Source organism: Pseudomonas sp. MPC6 (genome assembly GCF_006094435.1).
Classification (GTDB): Bacteria; Pseudomonadota; Gammaproteobacteria; order Pseudomonadales; family Pseudomonadaceae; genus Aquipseudomonas.
Genome location: NZ_CP034783.1, coordinates 6,254,449 through 6,273,298, shown reverse-complemented (window position 1 = coordinate 6,273,298; position 18,850 = coordinate 6,254,449). Strand labels below are relative to the sequence as shown.

General features: G+C 60.4%; 14 protein-coding genes. 6 read left to right on the top strand and 8 right to left on the bottom strand.

Going from position 1 to position 18,850, the window contains the following annotated elements:
• Window positions 1–70: 70 nt before the first annotated feature.
• Window positions 71–2,905, bottom strand: a complete 2,835-nt coding sequence (gene uvrA / locus ELQ88_RS31215) for an excinuclease ABC subunit UvrA (RefSeq protein ID WP_138969239.1) — start codon at window positions 2,903–2,905, stop codon at window positions 71–73.
• A 191-nt stretch (window positions 2,906–3,096) separates the two neighbouring features.
• Between uvrA and ELQ88_RS31210 the strand changes: the two genes are divergently transcribed.
• Entirely contained in the window at window positions 3,097–4,494 is a 1,398-nt protein-coding gene (locus ELQ88_RS31210; RefSeq protein WP_138969238.1) for an MFS transporter, read from the top strand.
• A gap of 9 nt (window positions 4,495–4,503) precedes the next feature.
• Window positions 4,504–5,028 carry a single-stranded DNA-binding protein gene (locus ELQ88_RS31205; RefSeq protein WP_007896798.1) on the top strand — a complete coding sequence of 175 codons (525 nt, stop codon included), beginning with the start codon at window positions 4,504–4,506 and terminating at the stop codon, window positions 5,026–5,028.
• Between the two features lie 186 nt (window positions 5,029–5,214).
• Here the strand turns inward: ELQ88_RS31205 and ELQ88_RS31200 are convergent, their stop codons facing one another.
• Window positions 5,215–7,419 carry an OsmC domain/YcaO domain-containing protein gene (locus ELQ88_RS31200; RefSeq protein ID WP_128872497.1) on the bottom strand — a complete coding sequence of 735 codons (2,205 nt, stop codon included), beginning with the start codon at window positions 7,417–7,419 and terminating at the stop codon, window positions 5,215–5,217.
• Between the two features lie 149 nt (window positions 7,420–7,568).
• On the bottom strand, window positions 7,569–8,123 hold the full coding sequence (locus ELQ88_RS31195) for a cysteine hydrolase family protein (RefSeq protein WP_128872496.1): 555 nt from the start codon (window positions 8,121–8,123) through the stop codon (window positions 7,569–7,571).
• A gap of 101 nt (window positions 8,124–8,224) precedes the next feature.
• Here ELQ88_RS31195 and ELQ88_RS31190 point away from each other — a divergent pair, with 101 nt between their 5' ends.
• The 3 genes from ELQ88_RS31190 to ELQ88_RS31180 all read left to right on the top strand — a co-directional run bounded on the left by ELQ88_RS31190 (window position 8,225) and on the right by ELQ88_RS31180 (window position 11,279).
• Complete coding sequence (locus tag ELQ88_RS31190; RefSeq protein ID WP_128872495.1) at window positions 8,225–9,217, top strand: GlxA family transcriptional regulator; 993 nt, start codon at window positions 8,225–8,227, stop codon at window positions 9,215–9,217.
• 204 nt (window positions 9,218–9,421) lie between these two features.
• Window positions 9,422–10,531 carry a DUF3182 family protein gene (locus tag ELQ88_RS31185; RefSeq protein WP_138969237.1) on the top strand — a complete coding sequence of 370 codons (1,110 nt, stop codon included), beginning with the start codon at window positions 9,422–9,424 and terminating at the stop codon, window positions 10,529–10,531.
• Complete coding sequence (locus ELQ88_RS31180; protein ID WP_128872493.1) at window positions 10,521–11,279, top strand: alpha/beta fold hydrolase; 759 nt, start codon at window positions 10,521–10,523, stop codon at window positions 11,277–11,279. The genes ELQ88_RS31185 and ELQ88_RS31180 overlap by 11 nt, the downstream gene beginning before the upstream one ends.
• Window positions 11,280–11,380: 101 nt before the next feature.
• On the opposite strand, the gene ELQ88_RS31175 is transcribed toward ELQ88_RS31180, so the two are convergent.
• From ELQ88_RS31175 to ELQ88_RS31155, 5 genes are all read right to left on the bottom strand, one after another.
• Window positions 11,381–12,367: a lysylphosphatidylglycerol synthase domain-containing protein gene (locus ELQ88_RS31175; RefSeq protein WP_138969236.1), complete on the bottom strand. Its 987-nt coding sequence runs from the start codon at window positions 12,365–12,367 to the stop codon at window positions 11,381–11,383.
• Window positions 12,367–13,650, bottom strand: a complete 1,284-nt coding sequence (clsB, locus tag ELQ88_RS31170) for a cardiolipin synthase ClsB (RefSeq protein ID WP_138969235.1) — start codon at window positions 13,648–13,650, stop codon at window positions 12,367–12,369. The genes ELQ88_RS31175 and clsB overlap by 1 nt, the downstream gene beginning before the upstream one ends.
• Window positions 13,647–14,444: an endonuclease/exonuclease/phosphatase family protein gene (locus tag ELQ88_RS31165; protein WP_138969234.1), complete on the bottom strand. Its 798-nt coding sequence runs from the start codon at window positions 14,442–14,444 to the stop codon at window positions 13,647–13,649. The genes clsB and ELQ88_RS31165 overlap by 4 nt, the downstream gene beginning before the upstream one ends.
• On the bottom strand, window positions 14,441–14,956 hold the full coding sequence (locus tag ELQ88_RS31160; protein WP_138969233.1) for a DUF72 domain-containing protein: 516 nt from the start codon (window positions 14,954–14,956) through the stop codon (window positions 14,441–14,443). The genes ELQ88_RS31165 and ELQ88_RS31160 overlap by 4 nt, the downstream gene beginning before the upstream one ends.
• Before the next feature lie 205 nt (window positions 14,957–15,161).
• Window positions 15,162–16,373 carry an MFS transporter gene (locus ELQ88_RS31155; protein ID WP_138969232.1) on the bottom strand — a complete coding sequence of 404 codons (1,212 nt, stop codon included), beginning with the start codon at window positions 16,371–16,373 and terminating at the stop codon, window positions 15,162–15,164.
• Between the two features lie 286 nt (window positions 16,374–16,659).
• Between ELQ88_RS31155 and ELQ88_RS31150 the strand changes: the two genes are divergently transcribed.
• On the top strand, window positions 16,660–18,777 hold the full coding sequence (locus ELQ88_RS31150; RefSeq protein ID WP_138969231.1) for a mechanosensitive ion channel domain-containing protein: 2,118 nt from the start codon (window positions 16,660–16,662) through the stop codon (window positions 18,775–18,777).
• Window positions 18,778–18,850: the final 73 nt, after the last annotated feature.

Sequence of the window (18,850 nt, the reverse complement as noted above, 5' to 3'; positions counted from 1 at the left end):
GCTCCCACAGGTTCTTAACAAAAAGCCCCTGTCACCGACAACGTGACAGGGGCTTTTTCATGGGCCGGATTCAGGCCCGATCCCGCTCCAACAACGGCTTGAGGTAGAACCCGGTGTGAGACTGCTTCATCTCCGCCACTTCTTCCGGCGTGCCGACAGCAATGATCTGCCCGCCCTTGGAACCGCCTTCCGGCCCCAGATCCACCAACCAGTCGGCCGTTTTGATCACGTCGAGGTTGTGCTCGATGACCACCACGGTATTACCGTGGTCGCGCAGACGATGCAGGACGTCGAGCAGTTGTTGGATATCCGCGAAATGCAGGCCGGTGGTCGGCTCATCGAGGATGTACAACGTCTTGCCGGTGTCGCGTTTGGACAGTTCGCGGGAGAGTTTCACCCGCTGGGCTTCACCCCCCGACAACGTGGTCGCCGATTGCCCCAGCTTGATGTACGACAGGCCCACATCCATCAGCGTCTGAAGCTTGCGCGCCAACGCCGGAACCGCGTCGAAGAACACTCGAGCTTCCTCGATGGTCATCTCCAGGGTTTCGTGAATGTTCTTGCCCTTGTACTTGATCTCCAGCGTTTCGCGGTTGTAGCGCTTGCTTTTGCAGACGTCGCACGGGACATAGATGTCCGGCAGGAAGTGCATCTCTACCTTGATCAGGCCATCGCCCTGGCAGGCCTCGCAGCGCCCGCCCTTCACGTTGAAGGAGAAACGTCCTGGACCATAGCCACGCGAGCGGGACTCCGGCACGCCGGCGAACAGTTCGCGAATCGGCGTGAACAGCCCGGTATAGGTCGCCGGGTTGGAGCGCGGCGTACGCCCGATCGGGCTCTGGTCGATGTCGACCACCTTGTCCAGATGTTCCAGGCCCTTGATGCTGTCGTGGGCGGCAGCCTCCAGGGTCGTGGCACCGTTGAGGGCCGTGGCGCTCAACGGAAACAGGGTGTTGTTGATCAGCGTCGACTTGCCCGAACCGGACACGCCGGTCACGCAGGTGAGCAAGCCGATCGGGATGTCCAGGTCGACATCGCGCAAGTTATTGCCGCGTGCGCCCTTGAGCGACAGCGACAACTTTTTATTGCGCGGAGTGCGTTTGGCTGGAACGGCGATCTTTACCCGTCCCGACAAATACTTGCCCGTCAGCGAGTCAGGGTGAGCCATGACCTCGGCCGGCGTGCCTTCGGCGACGATATGCCCGCCATGCACGCCAGCGCCCGGGCCAATGTCGACCACGTAATCGGCCAGACGAATCGCATCTTCGTCGTGCTCGACCACGATCACCGTGTTGCCGATATCCCGAAGGTGCTTGAGCGTGCCGAGCAACCGGTCATTGTCGCGCTGGTGCAGGCCAATCGATGGCTCGTCGAGGATGTACAGAACCCCCACCAGGCCGGCACCAATCTGGCTGGCCAGACGAATCCGCTGGGCCTCACCGCCAGACAGCGTATCCGCACTGCGATCCAGCGACAGATAATCAAGACCCACGTTGACCAGGAACTGCAGGCGCTCGCGGATTTCCTTGAGAATCTTGTCGGCAATCTCACCGCGGCGGCCAGTCAGCTTCAGCCCGCCAAAATATTCGCAAGCATCGCCAATCGGCAGATTGGTCACCGCCGGCAGCGTTTTCTCGCCGACCCAAACGTGCCGCGCTTCGCGACGCAGACGAGTACCACGGCAATCAGGGCAAGGCTGGGTGCTGAGGAACTTGGCCAATTCCTCACGGACCGAGGCCGACTCGGTTTCGCGGTAGCGACGCTCGAGGTTCGGCACGATGCCTTCGAACGGGTGCGAGCGTTTGACGATATCGCCACGGTCGTTCAAGTATTTGAAGTCGACGTTCTGCGAGCCACTGCCATGCAGGATGAATTTCTGCTGATCGGCCGGCAGTTCGTTGAACGGCACTTCCAGGCTGAACTTGTAGTGCGAGGCCAGCGACCCGAGCATCTGGAAGTAATACACGTTGCGCCGGTCCCAGCCGCGTATCGCGCCCTCGGCCAGGGTCAGTTCGCCATTGACCAGGCGCTTGATGTCGAAGAACTGCTTTACGCCCAGGCCATCGCAGGTCGGGCACGCACCGGCCGGGTTGTTGAAAGAGAACAGCTTGGGTTCGAGCTCGCTGATGGCGTGGCCGCAGATCGGGCAGGCGAAGCGCGCGGAGAAGATGATCTCTTCACCCGGCTCGTCGTCCATCGGCGCCACCAGAGCGATGCCGTCCGCCAGCTTCAGCGCGGTCTCGAACGACTCGGCCAGACGCTGTTGCAGATCGGGGCGCACTTTGAAGCGGTCGACCACCACATCGATCGAATGCTTCTTCTGTTTGTCCAGCTTCGGCAGCTCGTCCAGCTCGCACAGCCTGCCGTTGACCCGGGCCCGAACGAAGCCTTGTGCGCGCAGCTCTTCGAAAACCGACAGGTGTTCGCCTTTACGCTCGCGGATCACCGGGGCCAGCAGCATCAGCTTGCTGCCCTCCGGTTGCGCGAGGACCAGGTCGACCATCTGGCTGACGGTCTGGGCTTCCAGCGGAATGTCGTGATCCGGGCAGCGCGGAATACCTACGCGAGCGTAGAGCAGGCGCAGGTAGTCGTAGATCTCAGTGATGGTGCCGACCGTCGAACGCGGGTTGTGCGAAGTCGATTTCTGTTCGATGGAAATGGCTGGCGACAAACCTTCGATGGTGTCGACGTCAGGTTTTTCCATCATCGACAGGAACTGCCGGGCGTAGGCCGACAGCGATTCGACGTAGCGGCGCTGCCCTTCGGCGTACAGCGTGTCGAATGCCAAGGAAGATTTGCCGGATCCGGACAGTCCGGTGATAACGATCAGTTTGTCCCGTGGCAGGGTCAGGTCGATGTTCTTCAGGTTGTGGGTTCGGGCCCCACGAATCAGGATCTTGTCCAAAATGGCCTCGCTTGGCGGGCGTCGAAAACGTAGGAGTATACGGCCAAATACTGGATGGATGCACACTGTCAAACGAGCGGATTGTTGCCTTACATGAAGAGTCTGTCAGCGAAGCGCGTCAAAGCGTCGCGATATACCCCGTCAATCGATGGGACTGGTAGAATCGCCGCCGGTTCACATGAGGTTTTTCCATGCACGATCCCCACAGCGAACGCATGAGTGGCAGTGAGACACGCGCAGCAAGCGGTCTGGCCCTGGTGTTCGCGTTCCGTATGCTTGGCATGTTCATGGTGTTGCCGGTACTGGCGACCTATGGCATGGATCTGGCGGGAGCGACCCCGGCCCTCATCGGGCTGGCGATCGGCGCTTACGGCCTGACCCAGGCGATTTTTCAGATTCCTTTCGGTTTCATATCCGATCGCATCGGCCGGCGCCCGGTGATTTACCTGGGACTGATCGTCTTCGCCCTCGGCAGCCTCCTGGCGGCCAATGCCGATTCGATCTGGGGCGTGATTGCCGGACGCATCCTGCAAGGTGCCGGGGCGATTTCAGCGGCGGTGATGGCGCTGTTGTCGGACCTGACCCGCGAACAGCACCGGACCAAGGCCATGGCCATGATCGGCATGACTATCGGTCTGTCGTTCGCTGTCGCCATGGTGGTGGGGCCGCTGCTGACGCGCGCTTTCGGTCTGTCCGGGCTGTTCCTGGCCACGGGCGGCATGGCGCTGTTCGGCATTCTGGTCGTGATGTTCATGGTGCCGCGCTCCACCGGACCGTTGCAGCATCGCGAGTCCGGCGTCGCGCGTCAGGCGCTGCTGCCGACGCTCAAGCACCCGGACCTGCTGCGCCTGGACCTGGGCATTTTTGTGTTGCACGCGATGTTGATGTCGAGCTTCGTTGCATTGCCCCTGGCCCTGGTCGAAAAAGCCGGTCTGCCCAAGGAGCAGCACTGGTGGGTGTACCTGACCGCGCTGCTGATTTCGTTCTTCGCCATGATCCCGTTCATCATCTACGGCGAGAAGAAACGCAAAATGAAACGAGTTTTATTAGGCGCAGTGCTGACGCTGATGCTCACTGAGCTATTCTTCTGGCAGTTCGGCGATAGCTTGCGGGCTCTGGTGATCGGGACGGTGGTGTTCTTCACCGCGTTCAACTTGCTGGAAGCTTCATTGCCATCGCTGATCAGCAAGGTTTCACCGGCGGGCGGCAAGGGCACGGCGATGGGGGTTTATTCCACCAGCCAGTTCCTCGGTTCGGCGCTGGGCGGGATCCTCGGCGGCTGGCTGTTCCAGCATGGCGGTTTGTCGGTTGTCTTCCTTGGATGCGCCGGGCTGGCTGCCCTCTGGTTGGCCTTTGCTGTTACCATGCGCGAACCGCCCTACGTCACGAGCCTGCGCTTGCCGCTGTCGCCCGAGGCCATCCGCGAAGCGGGTCTGGTCGAGCGCCTGATGGCCGTCGTAGGGGTAACAGATGCAGTGATAGTCGCGGATGAAGCGGCCATTTACATCAAATTGGACACAGAACTATTGGATCGCACCACCCTCGAGCGTCTGGTGAACAACCCGGCCGCGACAGCGTGCGAAGCCTAGGAGAACGTTATGGCCCGTGGGGTTAACAAAGTCATATTGGTCGGCACTTGCGGCCAGGATCCCGAAGTTCGCTACCTGCCGAACGGTAACGCCGTGACCAACCTGAGTCTGGCGACCAGCGAACAGTGGACCGACAAGCAAACCGGTCAAAAGGTCGAGAAGACCGAATGGCACCGTGTGTCGATGTTCGGCAAGGTGGCGGAAATCGCCGGCGAATACCTGCGTAAAGGTTCGCAGGTTTACATCGAAGGCAAACTGCAGACCCGCGAGTGGGAAAAAGACGGCATCAAGCGTTACACCACTGAAATCGTGGTCGACATGCAAGGCACCATGCAACTGCTGGGCGGCCGTCCACAGCAGGGCGATCAACAAGGCGGGGGCAATAACTACCAGCAGTCCGCTCCGGCCCCACGCCAACAGGCTCCGCGTCCACAGCAGTCGGCACCGCAACAGTCGCGTCCGGCGCCACAGCAGCAGGCCGCTCCGCAGCCGGCTCCGGATTTCGACAGCTTTGATGACGATATCCCGTTCTAGCGCATACCTTAGACTAATCTGTAAAGTTTAGCCCTGAAGCCCCCGATCAGTCCTCTCGACTGGTCGGGGGTTTTCTTTTGCGCACCAGTTGTAGGAGCCGGCTTGCTGGCGATGAACGATTACGCGGTTTACCTGATTAACCGCGCTGCCTGGATCGCCAGCAAGCCGGCTCCTACAGGATCGAGGTCAACGGGATGAAGTCGTCACGTTAGCCCGAGCCGTGTGCAGTTTCTTGTAGCTGTCGATCAGGCGCAGGTGTCTATCGAGCCCCTCCAGTTTCATGCTGGTCGGCGTCAAGCCATGGAAGCGCACGCTGCCGTTGACCGATCCGATCGCTGCGTCCATCCGCTCGTTGCCAAACATCCGGCGGAAGTTGGCTTCGTAGTCTTCCAGTTCCAAGTCTTCGTCCAGCTTCATCTCCAGCACCACGTTGACGGCCTGATAGAACAAGCCGCGCTCAACCGTGTTGTCGTTGTACTGCAGGAACATTTCCACCGCTTCTTTCGCCTCTTCAACTTGCTGCAAGGCGAGATAAATCAGCAGCTTCAACTCCAGGATCGTCAGCTGGCCCCAGGCGGTATTGTCGTCGAATTCGATGCCGATCAAGCTGGTGATGTCGGTGTAGTCGTCCAGCTCGCTTTCCACCAGGCGCTCGACCAGCGCTTTCAGTTCATCTTCGTCCAGGCGATGCAGGTTCAGGATGTCGGCGCGGAAGAACAGCGCCTTGTTGGTGTTGTCCCAGATCAGATCGTCTACCGGGTAAATTTCCGAATAGTCCGGCACCAGGATGCGGCACGCCTTAGCGCCGATATGCTCGTAGACCGCCATGTACACTTGCTTGCCCATGCCTTCGAGAATGCCGAACAAGGTCGCGGCTTCCTCGGCATTCGAGTTTTCACCCTGGCCGGAGAAGTCCCACTCCACGAACTCGTAATCCGACTTCGAGCTGAAGAAGCGCCACGACACCACGCCGCTGGAGTCGATGAAGTGCTCGACGAAATTATTCGGCTCGGTCACTGCATGGCCTTCAAACGTCGGCTGGGGCAAGTCGTTGAGGCCTTCGAAGCTGCGGCCCTGCAGCAATTCGGTCAGGCTGCGTTCCAGCGCCACTTCCAGGCTCGGGTGAGCACCGAACGAGGCGAACACACCGCCGGTACGCGGGTTCATCAGCGTGACGCACATCACCGGGAACTCACCGCCCAGGGACGCATCCTTCACCAGCACGGGGAACCCCTGTTCTTCCAGCGCCTGAATCCCGGCCAGGATCCCGGGGTATTTCGCCAGCACATTGGCCGGCACATCCGGCAGGGCAAATTCGCCTTCGATGATTTCGCGTTTCACCGCGCGCTCGAAAATCTCCGACAGGCACTGCACCTGGGCTTCGGCCAAGGTGTTACCGGCACTCATGCCGTTGCTCAGGAACAGGTTTTCAACCAGGTTTGACGGGAAATACACCACTTCGCCGTCCGACTGGCGCACGTACGGCAGTGAGCAGATGCCGCGCTCTTCATTGCCCGAGTTGGTATCGATCAGATGGGAACCGCGCAGCTCGCCGTCACGGTTGTAAATCTTCAGGCAGTACTCGTCGAGAATCTCGGCTGGCAGTGCATCTTTGCGCCCAGGCTTGAACCAGCGTTCATCCGGGTAGTGCACAAACGCTGCGTTGGCGATGTCTTCGCCCCAGAACTGGTCGTTGTAGAAGAAGTTGCAGTTGAGTCGCTCGATAAACTCGCCCAACGCCGACGCCAACGCGCCTTCCTTGGTCGCACCCTTGCCGTTGGTAAAGCACATCGGCGAGTGCGCATCGCGGATGTGCAGCGACCAGACATTGGGCACGATATTGCGCCACGAGGCGATTTCAATCTTCATGCCCAGGTCCGCCAGGATGGCCGACATATTGGCGATGGTCTGCTCCAGCGGCAGATCCTTGCCCACGATGTAGGTGCCCGTCTCGGAATTGGCAGCGGGCATCAGCAACGCCTGGGCATCGGCGTCGAGGTTTTCCACCTCTTCGATCACAAACTCAGGCCCGGCTTGCACCACTTTTTTCACGGTGCAACGGTCGATGGAACGCAGGATGCCCTGGCGGTCCTTGTCCGAGATGTCCGCCGGCAGTTCGACCTGGATCTTGAAAATCTGGTTGTAGCGGTTTTCCGGGTCAACAATATTGTTCTGCGACAGGCGGATGTTATCGGTGGGGATATTACGGGTGCTGCAGTACAACTTCACAAAGTACGCCGCACACAGTGCCGACGACGCCAGGAAATAGTCGAACGGACCCGGCGCCGAGCCATCGCCCTTGTAGCGGATAGGTTGATCGGCCACCACCGTGAAGTCATCGAACTTGGCTTCAAGCCGAAGGTTGTCGAGAAAGTTGACCTTGATTTCCATGGGGGATTACCAGAATAACGGGATAGACGATTTGGCCGCCATTATCCGGCTTTTCAGCGGTAAGTCTTGTGGTTGTCTGGTCCTGAGCCAGGTTTACCAAAAGGCCAATAGCGGGCGAGCGCTACTGGCCTTATGGTTTTGAGGGCGTTTTAGCCGTTGGCGGCCAGGAACTCGTCGGTGGACACCACGCTCGCATAGGCAAAACCCAAGGCCGACATGAAGGCCGCGTGTACGTGGGCTGCCGGAACGGTAAGACCGTTGAATTCCAGATCGCGGGACGCACAGGCGTCATGAATGACGGTGACGGTGTAGCCCAGGTCGGCTGCGGCGCGGGTGATGCCGTCGACACACATGTGGCTCATGCTGCCGACCACCACCAGATCCTTGATGCCTTGCTCGTCGAGGATCGATTTCAGTTCGGTTTCGCGGAATGAATTGACGAAGTGCTTGAGCACGACCGGCTCGTCGGCGCGGTTGAGCACCTTGGGGTGCAGCTTCGCGCCTTCAGAGCCGGGGGTGAAGAACGGTGCGTCGTCGGAGGCGAACTCGTGGCGGATGTGCACCACCGAATCACCGGCGTCGCGAAAGGCTTTGAGCAAGCGTACGGCGTTGTCCGCAGCGGCGTCGGCACCGACCAGTGGCCACTTGCCCTGTGGGAAGTAGTCGTTCTGGATATCGACTACGATGAGTGCTTGCCTGGTCATGATTGTTTCCTCGAAGTGTGTCTTGGTGTGGAATGAAGTATTGGGTCTGGCAGGCCGTCCGAGGATTGGCCGCACCGACAATAACAGGGGGAAAACTGACAATGGACGCAGAAAGGGCAATCGTCGAACTGGCGGTGCTGATCTATCCCGGCGCGCAGATGGCCGCGGTGCACGGGCTGACGGACTTGTTCGCCGTGGCGAACCGGATTGCCGCCGAGCACCAGAGCGCACAGTTGCCGCAGTTGCGGGTCAGCCATTGGCAGGTCGATGGCGAGCAGGTCCCCGAGCGGGTCTATGACAGCCATCCCGTCCTCGACAGCGCATTGGTTGCGGTGTTGATACCGCCGTCGATCGCCGGTTTTTCCGAAGGCCAGGCACCCCGGGCGTTGATCCGCTGGCTTCGTCAGCAACATGCCAATGGCGCGATCCTGGGCGGCGTTTGCGTGGGCTCGATCCTGTTGGCCGAAAGCGGCCTGCTCGACGGTCGTAGCGCCACCACCCACTGGACCTCGGCCAAGACGTTCGCCGAGCGTTATCCGGCGATCAGACTCAAGGCCGATACGCCCATCGTCGATGACGGCGACTTGATTACGACCGCCGGCTTGATGGCCTGGTCCGAGCTGGGTTTGCGTCTTGTGAACCGCCTGCTCGGGCCGAGCATCGCCACCAGTACCGCGCGGTTCCTGGTGGTGGAACACAGCGACGCCGCGAGCGAATGCGGCAGCAATTTTTCACCAATTCTCAGCCATGGCGATGCGTCGATACTCAAGGTTCAGCATTGGCTGCAAAGCACTGGCGCGACCGATGTGTCGCTGACGGCGATGGCCGAGCGGGCAGGGTTGGAAGAGCGCACGTTCCTGCGCCGATTCCGCGCGGCGACGGGTTTGAAACCTACCGAGTACTGCCAGCATCTGCGGGTCGGCAAGGCCCGGGAAATGCTTGAGTTCACCAACGGCACTATCGATCATATCGCCTGGACCGTCGGGTATCAGGATCCTGGGGCGTTTCGGGCGATGTTCAAAAAAATTACCGGGCTGGCGCCGAGTGATTATCGGGCGCGGTTTGGGGTGACATCCAGTGCCGCAACCCGATAGACGCTTCACCCTGAATACTCTGTGGAAGCGTCAGTCGTGCAAAATGCAGGAGTCTTGAAAGGTTTCATGCAGATTAAAACAGGCTTAGTGCCATCACTTTTCCCACAACTGGCTGATTTAAAAAACGTTCCGTGCCAGCCACCCTTGGCCTGATCCCTGCACCCCTGACACTACATTCATCACGTGCCGATCGAAGGGGGATGCATGACCCCAGCAAACCGCAAGAAACTGGTGGTCGCCCATTCGGTGCACCCCGACGCTCCACTGCACGAAGTCGAAACCAATCGCGCGCTGGCCCGTTGGCTGGCGCACATCCTCGGGCTCAAATTCGGTGGCAGTTACGACCCTGGATCACACCGCGGCCATGACCTTTACCTGTTGCCTACCCAGACCCTGGTCGGCGCCGCGGCCGCCCTGGCGTTGGGCGTGAAAGGGCCGGATGATTTGTGGGGAGGGTATGTCGACCATGACTTCATCTGCACCAAAGCCATCAGCCACGGATTGCGCAGTAAAAATGCCCACGCCCCGCAAGGGTGGTCGTCGCTGTTTTCCGAGCGCGTGCGCAGCGTTGTGCTGGATGGTCTCAGTGTGTTTTCTCTGGACGATGCGCGTCCCGCGGCAGAACACCTGCTCTACACCGGACCCATTCGCCTCAAGCCCATCCATGCCTGCGCCGGACGCGGTCAAGAAGTGATCAAAAGCCTCGACCAGTTTGATGCGATTCTGGCCCGGCCCGATGCCAGAACGCTGTTCACCGATGGCGTGGTGCTCGAGCAGGATCTGGACAAAGTCATCACCCACAGCGTCGGCCAGAGCTTTATCGGCGGCAAAGTGTTGAGTTATTGCGGTGATCAATACTTGACCGAAGACGGTCAAGGCGAGCAGGTTTATGGAGGCTCCAATCTGCTCGTGGTGCAGGGTTATTACGAGGACCTGCTCGAGTTGGCGCTGCCCGACGATGTGCGTCTGGCGATCCGGCAAGCGCAGGTCTTCGACAGCGCCGCGGATGAATCTTATCCAGGCTTCTACGCCTCAAGGCGCAACTACGACATTGCCCAGGGGCTGGACAGTAACGGCAAGCCGCGCAGCGGTGTGCTGGAGCAATCCTGGCGCATGGGCGGTGCCAGCAGTGCCGAATTGGCGGCGTTGCAGAGCTTCGTCAACGATCCGGGGATGCGTGCGATTCGTGTGTCTTCGGTGGAAACCTACATCGATCAGCCCCTGCCTGCGGACGCCATCGAGGTCTACCGCGGGCCGGCGCAGCACAGTGATTTTCTACTCAAGTACGTAACGGTTAAATCCTATGACGGCTAGAAGCGAAACCATTCAGATCGACATCGATGATGAACAGATGACCGGGACCTTCCTCAGCCCCAAGTCAAAAGTCCCGGGCGTGTTGTTCGTGCATGGGTGGGGCGGCAGCCAGGAGCGCGACCTGGAACGGGCGAAAGGTATCGCCGGTTTGGGATGTGTGTGCCTGACGTTCGACTTGCGCGGGCACACCGGGGGCACCGGCATTCCACTGACACGGGTGACGCGTGAAGACAACCTGCGCGACCTGCTGGCGGCTTATGACCGGTTGCTGGCCCATCCGGCGCTCGACACCTCGGCGATTGCCGTCGTCGGCACCAGTTATGGGGGTTATCTGGCATCGATCCTGACGTCGTTGCGCCCTGTTCGCTGGTTGGCGCTGCGAGTGCCGGCGCTGTATCGCGACGATCAATGGAATACACCCAAGCGTGACCTGGACAAGCCCGACCTGCGTGACTACCGCAGCACGCTGGTTCGCGCCGACACTAATCGCGCGCTGCATGCCTGTTCGCAATTTACCGGGGATGTGCTGCTGGTCGAATCCGAGACCGATGACTATGTGCCGCACGCCACCATCATGAGTTACCGGGCGGCCTGTCAGCAGACGCATTCCCTGACGCACCGGATTATCGACGGGTCGGACCACGCCTTGAGCGACCCGGTTTCGCAACAGGCATACACCTCGATCCTGGTGGACTGGATCACGGAGATGGTGGTGGGTGAGCGGTTGAGCATCATTCAATCGACTTGAGATCGGCGGTGGATTCTTCGCGGGCAAGCCTCGCTCCTACAAAGACCCAAATCCGTAGGAGCGAGGCTTGCCCGCGAAGGTGCCATGGCAGACCCTGGCGATCACTTGGGTTTCTTCGCAATCCGCAATGACTTGGCCTTGGCCTCGACAACCAGATACATCACCACCGTAATCAACAGCGGCAAGATGAAATAGATCGCCCGATACGCCAGCAGCCCCGCCACCAGGCTCCCCCGTGAAGCCTCATGTTGCAGCAGCGCCACGAATACCGCTTCCAACACCCCAAGCCCGGCAGGAATATGCGTGATCACTCCGGCGATCGCGCTGATCAACAGCACCCCAAGCACCAGCGGATAGTCCAGTTTGCTCGGCAACAGGGTGAAAATCACCGCCGCCATCAGCGACCAGTTCAGCGCCCCGAGAGCCAGTTGCAGGATCGCCATGCGCAGGGACGGCAGATTGATTTCCACCCCGCGGATCGACCATTCCCGGCGCCGGGAAAACTGACAGGCCACCAGGTATCCCGCGCTCACCAATAGCAACAACACGCCCACACCTTGCAACGCGCCGGTGCTCAGCTTCCAGCCTGGCGGCATCCGTACCAGCCCGCTGGTGAACACTGCGCCAGCAATGACCATGTAGCCGAACCAGTTGGTCGCCAGGCTCAGGCCGAGGATCTTCGCGATGTTGCCTTTACTCACCCCTAGACGCGAGTACAGGCGATACCGCATGGCAACGCCACCGACCCAGGCGCTCAGGTTGAGGTTGAAGGCGTAGCTGATGATCCCCACCGGCAGGATTTGCTTCCATGTCAGGTCCTGGCGAATGTAGGTACGGCCGATCAGGTCGAAGCAGGCGTAGACCAGAAAACTGACCAACGTCACCCCGCACGCGATGATCAGCGTGCGAACCTTGAAATCAGCGAGGTTGCTGAACACTTCATCCCACTCGATGCGCTGGGCGAGCATCGTGAACAGTACGATCAGCGCCAGGAAAAACAGCATCGTCAGCGGTTTTTTCCAGCGGCTCCAGCGCGACTTGTGCGGGTGGTCGGCGTGGGTGGCCGGTTGTGTTTCAGAGTGGCTCATCAGGTGTCACTCCGGGCGGTGTGGGAAAAAGGTTTCAGGCGCGGCTTGTGCGCCGGCAGCCAACCGGCCCAGGCCGGGAAGTGGCGCAGGAAGTGGAACACCAGGAAGCCGACGGTCATGTGCCAGACCCGTCCGCGGGGTGATTTGTCCACGGACATGGCCTTGCAGTGATTGTCACTCAGGTCCTCGAGGCGTTCGGACAATATCCGGTTGAAGGCGCGATCGCGGATCAACACGTTGGCTTCCAGGTTCATGGACAGGCTCAACGGGTCCAGGTTGCTCGAACCCACCGTGCTCCAGTCCTCATCCACCAGCGCGACTTTGCCGTGCAGCGGGCGTTCGCAGTATTCATAAATCTGCACGCCGGATTTGAGCAGGTAGTCATAGGTCATGCGCGCGGCGAGTTTGGCCACCATCATGTCGGGCTGGCCTTGGAGGATCAGGCGCACATCGACGCCACGCCGGGCCGCGTTGCGGATTTCGCGCAGCAGGCGATAACCGGGAAAGAAGTAGGCGTTGGCGATCACCACGCGCCGTTGGGCGCTGCGCAGCACCTGGCGGTATACCTCTTCGATATCGGTCGTGTGTTCGCCATTGTCGCGATAGACAAGTCGCACCTGGCCGTCGTGATCGGTGAAGGCCAGTTCCTGGCGCCGCTGGCGGCGACGTTGCCACCAGTATTTGGCCCGGGCCGGCCGGCCGCTTTGCAGCAGTGCGAAGTGATGGATGTCGGCCACTGCCGGGCCTTGTACTTCCACCGAATAATCCTGTTTGGCCTCGGGACCGAAGTCGGCCAGGTGGTCGGCGGAAAAATTGATCCCGCCAATGAACGCAATCGTGCCATCTACGACCACTATCTTGCGGTGCAGGCGACGGAACCAGTTGGTACGAATGCCGAAGTGCTTGGGAGCGGGATCGAATATCTGGATACGCACGCCGGCCTCGCTCAACGCCGCGAGAAAGGCGGAGCTCAATTCGCCGCAGCCAAAACCGTCGAGACTGGCGGTGACTCGCACCCCGCGTCTGGCGGCATCGATCAGCACTTGCTGCAGTTCATTGCCGACCTTGTCCTCGAACACGATGAAGGTTTCCAGGAGGATTTCACTCTTGGCCTGGCGCATGGCCTCGAACACCCTAGGAAAATACGCTTCGCCGTTTTCCAGCAGCTCCACGAGATTGTTGCCCTGCCAGCCGTATTCGACGTCGACCGTGCCGGGCTCACGGACCGGCGGGGTGGTGGATAAGTGTTCCACGCTGGTTTTTTCCATCGACGGGCTGCTCATAACTCGATCTCCACCGACAGCGGTGCGTGATCGGAGAGGTGGGACCAGGGGCGCGCCGCCAACACTTGCGGACGGCTGGCCTTGAGGTTGCGCACGTAGATGCGGTCCAGGCGCAACGCCGGCAGGCGTGCCGGGAAACTGCGCGCCGGTTTGCCGTGGAGTTCGGCGAACACTTCTCGCAGACCGCAGGGCTTGAGCAGCGCGTCGGCGCGCTGGCGCCAGTCGTTGAAGTCACCGGCGACCACCACCGGCGCCTCGGCCGGCAACTCTGCAAGGCGGCTGGCCAATAGCTTCAGCTGTGCATTACGGTGGCTTTCGCGCAGGCCCAGGTGGACGCAAATGGCGTGCACTTCCTGGCCGTCGCCGGGCAGGCGCAGCACGCAATGCAGGATGCCGCGGTTCTCATGGCCGCTGATGGACACGTCGAGATTGTCATGGCGAATGATCTGGAATTTCGACAGCAGCGCATTGCCGTGATCCCCCGCCGGGTAGACCGCGTTGCGCCCATAGGCGAACTGCGGCCACAGGGTGTCGGCGAGGAATTCATACTGCGGCATCTGCGGCCAGTTGCTGTAACGCGCCGGATGATGCTCGTGGGTGCCGTGAACCTCCTGCAAGAACACCACGTCGGCCGACACGCTACGCACCGCTTCGCGCAATTCGGGCAGGATGAAGCGCCGGTTCAAGGCGGTGAAGCCCTTGTGGGTGTTGACCGTCAGGACGGTGAAGCGGCGTACCGCGGCAATGGTGTGTGGCTGATCATCCGATACGCTGAGCTGCTCGGAACTATTCATGGCAGCACTCCTTCGGCAGCGGGCTCGCCGGGGGCAGTGGCAAGATTTGTGTCGAGATGCAAGCGCTGCAGAAGGCTGCGTGCATCGAAGGGCGCGCGGACTTTGATGTCATTGTCGAAATAGCAGAACACCTCGCGGGATTTGCGCACCTTGGGTTTTTGCTGCGGCGCGATCAACTGGGGGTCGCTCGGTTGCTTGCCCTGGTGCCAGAGTTCCAGCACCCCGGAGGCGAAAAAATTGGCCAGGGGGGTGTGAATGTCACGCAGGCGCCTGATGTGGGTGATGAAGCGTTGCGCTTTGACACTGAACACGAAGCCCGTCGGCGTTTCGGCGTACCACTGGGCGTAACGTTCGGGCCGTTGCAGGGCGTAAAACGATCCATTGATTTCGATGCTGTTGACGGCCCGCGACGCGAATTGCAATTCGCGCTTCTGGGTCAACCCCTTCGGGTAGAAATCCCCCCGCCAGGGCGTGTACCGCCAACCTGAAATGCCAATGTGAATCGCCGCCATATCGCCTCCCGTCTAATGGTCCTCGGACTGCCGCTATCTTTTGCTGACTGCGGGGCGAGGGATAAAGTTTCGACGGAACTACGGACGGTACAGACTCTGAAGAACACCAAAGCGCTAATGTGGCAGCTTGCTCGCGATAGCGGTCCATCAGTCACATCCTGTTGAATGTGCCGCCATCATCGCGAGCAAGCTCCCACAGGGGCTGTCAGTGGCCAGCGATGACGCGGGCCGAGCCTTCAGCCGGTTCGGCATACACCGGACCCAACCGATCGAGACGACCACTCCAGGCAGTCAGCGCCAACGCCACCAGCACCACCAGGCCGCCAATCCACGCCGTATGGATCAAGCCCAGATGAGCGACGATCAATCCACCGCCCCAGGCGCCACCGGCAATGCCGAGGTTGAAGGCGGCGATGTTCAGGCCGGAAGCCACATCCACTGCATTTGGGGTGTAGTGTTCGGCCTGGCGCACTACATAAACCTGCTGGCCCGGTACGTTACCGAACGCGACTGCTCCCCAGACCAGCACGGTCGCCAGGGCCAGCCATGGGTTGCCCGCGGTAAAGGTCAGCACGAACAGGACTGCGGCGAGCAGGGCGAAAATGACTTTCAAGGCTCTGATCGGGCCATGTTTGTCTGCCAGTTTGCCGCCCCAGATATTACCGACCGCCACCGAGATCCCGTAAACCAGCAACACCAGGCTGACAGTGCTGGCGCTGAAGCCTGAAACGTCCTGGAGAATCGGTGCCAGGAAGGTAAACGCGGTGAATGAGCCGCCGTAGCCGACTGCGGTCATCGCATACACCAGCAACAAGCGGGGTTGCTTGAGTACCTGCAATTGTTCCAGCAGCGAGGCCGGTTTGCTGTGGGTGATGTTCTTCGGTACATAGAGCAGGCTGCCGATAAAGGCGATGACACCCAGCGTGGACACGGCGAGGAAGGTTTCACGCCAGCCGAAATGCTGACCGATGAAGGTCCCCAGCGGCACGCCGGTGACCAGCGCCACGGTCAGGCCGGTGAACATGATGGCGATCGCGCTGGCCGCTTTTTCCTTTGGCACCAGACTGGTGGCGATGGTCGAACCGATCGAGAAAAACACCCCGTGGGCCAGACCGGTGACGATCCGCGCAATGATCAGCGATTCGTAGCTCGGTGCTTGCCACGCCAGCAGGTTGCCGAGGGTGAACAGCACCATCAGCGACAACAGCAGCAATTTGCGCGGGACTTTACCGGTCAGGGCGGTCAAGACCGGGGCACCGATGGCGACACCCAGGGCATAGAGGCTGACCAGCAGCCCTGCAGATGGCAGGCTAACACCGAGGTCGGCGCCTATAGTGGGTAACAAGCCTACGATGACGAACTCTGTCGTCCCGATGGCGAAGGCGCTGAGGGTCAGCGCGAGCAAGGCAATGGGCATGGCTGCAACTCCGGTGGATTTGATTGATGGAGCGCAGTGTCGGGGTTTCGGTTGTGCGGAAAAATAGAGGGATGGGCATTTGATATTTGAGCTCTGCGCAAAGATCCCCCCATCGGCATTACCCGGTCCCTTGTAGGAGCTGGCTTGCCAGCGAAGGCGGTCTCAACAACACCGCACCACTCAAGGGCCCCTTCGCCAGCAAGCCGGCTCCGACAAGGCGGTGTGTGAACTTGACCGTCATTTTTCAATCAGTTCCTGACAGTCCCTTTTCAAGGAGCTCCGCGTTTTGCTCAAATTCAAGACCGCGATACTGCTGGGGGCGTTGCTGTTCTTAGGCAGCAACGAGCTGGAAGCCGCCACACTGCCGGGTGTTCCTGACGCCACGGAGGAAGCCGCAAAGGCCGAGCCACTGGTGCAGGGCGGTTTGCTCGGGGCCATCAGCTCCAGCATCGACGACGTTCAGGACAAGCTCGATCTCAACGAAAACCTGGTCGACGCCTGGCGCTTGCGGGCGGATCGGGCGGTGGATGAAGTGGACAAGCTGGTCAATCGGCCCTCGAGTCGTTCAGGCTGGAGCGAGGCGGGTGATTTTCTGATGTTGTCCGGGGTCTGGCTCGGTGTCTTTGCCTTGCTCACCGTACTCGGTGGCATTCTCGCCAAACGCCTGAACCAGGGGCACTGGCTGCGGACCCGCCAACGCAGCCAGGGTTTGCTCACCTACTTGCTGCCTTACACCTTGCCGGCCGTGATCTGCCTGCCCTTGACGCTCTATGTCAGCCACTTCCTGCCAGCCTCGGTGGGTCGCGCCCTGGCATTGTGCTTCGCCTACGCCACCAGCAGCGGCATTTTCTCCACCTCGATGCTGCTCTGCGTGATTGTCATGTTCAACACCGGACACAAGCGCACGGCGGTGCAGCTCATCCGCGATTACTGCCCCAGACCGCTGTTTCTGATCGGCTTCCTCGCAGCGCTCAGCGACGCCTTGACCAGCCCGCAAATCGCCCGGCAACTGGGCGCCAATATCACCAGCGGCATTGCGGTGTTTACCGGTCTGTTCGCCTCGATCATCTTCGGTTTGCTGGTGATCCATCTGCGTCGTCCGGTGGCGCACCTGATTCGCAATCGACCGCTGGCCCAACGCCTCAAACAGCCTTCGTTACAGGAATCGCTGCGAATTTTTTCCTGGCTCTGGTATTGGCCGATCCTGCTGATGGTCATGGTCTCGGTGATCAACCTGATCGGCGTCGGCGAGGACAATCAAAAGGCGCTGCGCTGTGCGCTGTTCACCACCATTTTGCTGATTGCCACGGTATTTCTCAGCACGATCTTCCAGCATATGTTCAAGTCGAGCCAGGCCGAAGCGCTCAAGCGCAGCAGCGCTTACAAGGAGCGGTTTCTCAGCCTGCTGCACGCCTTGTCGCGGATCGTCATGGCGGTGGCTTTCATTGAAGTCCTCGGGCGGATCTGGGGTGTGTCGCTATTCGAGTTTGCCGAGCGCAACTCGGTGGGCCGTGCCATCAGCGATTCGTTGAGCAGCATCGGGCTTATCTTTCTGGTCACCTGGCTGCTCTGGGTAGTGCTCGATACGGCGATCCAGGAAGCACTGAAACCGCCGGTCAACAAACGCGCGGCGCAACCCAGTACACGCGTCAAAACCATCCTGCCGCTGCTGCGCAACGCGATCAAAATCATCCTGGTGGTGATCTGTGCGATCACCACCATGGCCAACCTGGGCATCAACGTCGCACCGCTGCTGGCCGGCGCCGGGGTGGTCGGCCTGGCCATCGGTTTCGGCTCGCAGCAACTGGTGCAGGACGTCATCACCGGGCTGTTCATCATCATCGAAGACACCTTGTCGATCGGCGACTGGGTGGTGCTCGATTCCGGTCACGCCGGTACGGTCGAAGGCCTGACCATCCGCACGTTGCGCCTGCGTGACGGCAAGGGGTTCGTGCACTCGGTGCCGTTCGGGCAGATCAAGGCGGTGACCAACCAATCGCGACAATTCGCTTATGCGTTTTTCTCGGTGCAGTTCACCTATGACACTGACGTGGACAAGGCCATCGAACTGATCCGCGAGGCGGGTGATTCGATCCGTGACGATGCGTTCCTCAAGTACAACCTGCAAGGGCCGCTGGATGTGTTTGGCGTCGACAAGATGGACCTCAACGGCGTGGTGCTGACGGCGCAGTTCCGCACTGTGTCGGGCGGGCAATATGCGGTGAGCCGGGCGTTCAATCAGCGCTTGAAAAAGCTTGTGGATAACAGCCCGTGGGTGCATTTCGCGCAGACTTATCCACAGCAGGTGTTGATGCCTGGGCGCCGGGTGGATGAGCCGGAAGACGCCGGGGGGATGGCGGAGCATTCGTCGGTGTTGTTGCCGGATCAGCCGCGGACCCAGTAGCTTGTGTTGATGCTGATGGCCTCTTCGCGAGCAAGCCCGCTCCCACATTCGATCTGTGTTGGACCATGATTTT

Excerpts from the sequence above, each read along its gene's own strand:
- ELQ88_RS31165 (WP_138969234.1), bottom strand. The coding sequence starts at position 14,444 with ATGAATAGTTCCGAGCAGCTCAGCGTATCGGATGATCAGCCACACACC.
- ELQ88_RS31210 (WP_138969238.1), top strand. The coding sequence starts at position 3,097 with ATGCACGATCCCCACAGCGAACGCATGAGTGGCAGTGAGACACGCGCA.
- ELQ88_RS31205 (WP_007896798.1), top strand. The coding sequence starts at position 4,504 with ATGGCCCGTGGGGTTAACAAAGTCATATTGGTCGGCACTTGCGGCCAG.
- ELQ88_RS31185 (WP_138969237.1), top strand. The coding sequence starts at position 9,422 with ATGACCCCAGCAAACCGCAAGAAACTGGTGGTCGCCCATTCGGTGCAC.
- ELQ88_RS31190 (WP_128872495.1), top strand. The coding sequence starts at position 8,225 with ATGGACGCAGAAAGGGCAATCGTCGAACTGGCGGTGCTGATCTATCCC.
- ELQ88_RS31180 (WP_128872493.1), top strand. The coding sequence starts at position 10,521 with ATGACGGCTAGAAGCGAAACCATTCAGATCGACATCGATGATGAACAG.
- ELQ88_RS31200 (WP_128872497.1), bottom strand. The coding sequence starts at position 7,419 with ATGGAAATCAAGGTCAACTTTCTCGACAACCTTCGGCTTGAAGCCAAG.
- ELQ88_RS31155 (WP_138969232.1), bottom strand. The coding sequence starts at position 16,373 with ATGCCCATTGCCTTGCTCGCGCTGACCCTCAGCGCCTTCGCCATCGGG.
- clsB (WP_138969235.1), bottom strand. The coding sequence starts at position 13,650 with ATGAGCAGCCCGTCGATGGAAAAAACCAGCGTGGAACACTTATCCACC.
- ELQ88_RS31195 (WP_128872496.1), bottom strand. The coding sequence starts at position 8,123 with ATGACCAGGCAAGCACTCATCGTAGTCGATATCCAGAACGACTACTTC.
- ELQ88_RS31175 (WP_138969236.1), bottom strand. The coding sequence starts at position 12,367 with ATGAGCCACTCTGAAACACAACCGGCCACCCACGCCGACCACCCGCAC.
- ELQ88_RS31160 (WP_138969233.1), bottom strand. The coding sequence starts at position 14,956 with ATGGCGGCGATTCACATTGGCATTTCAGGTTGGCGGTACACGCCCTGG.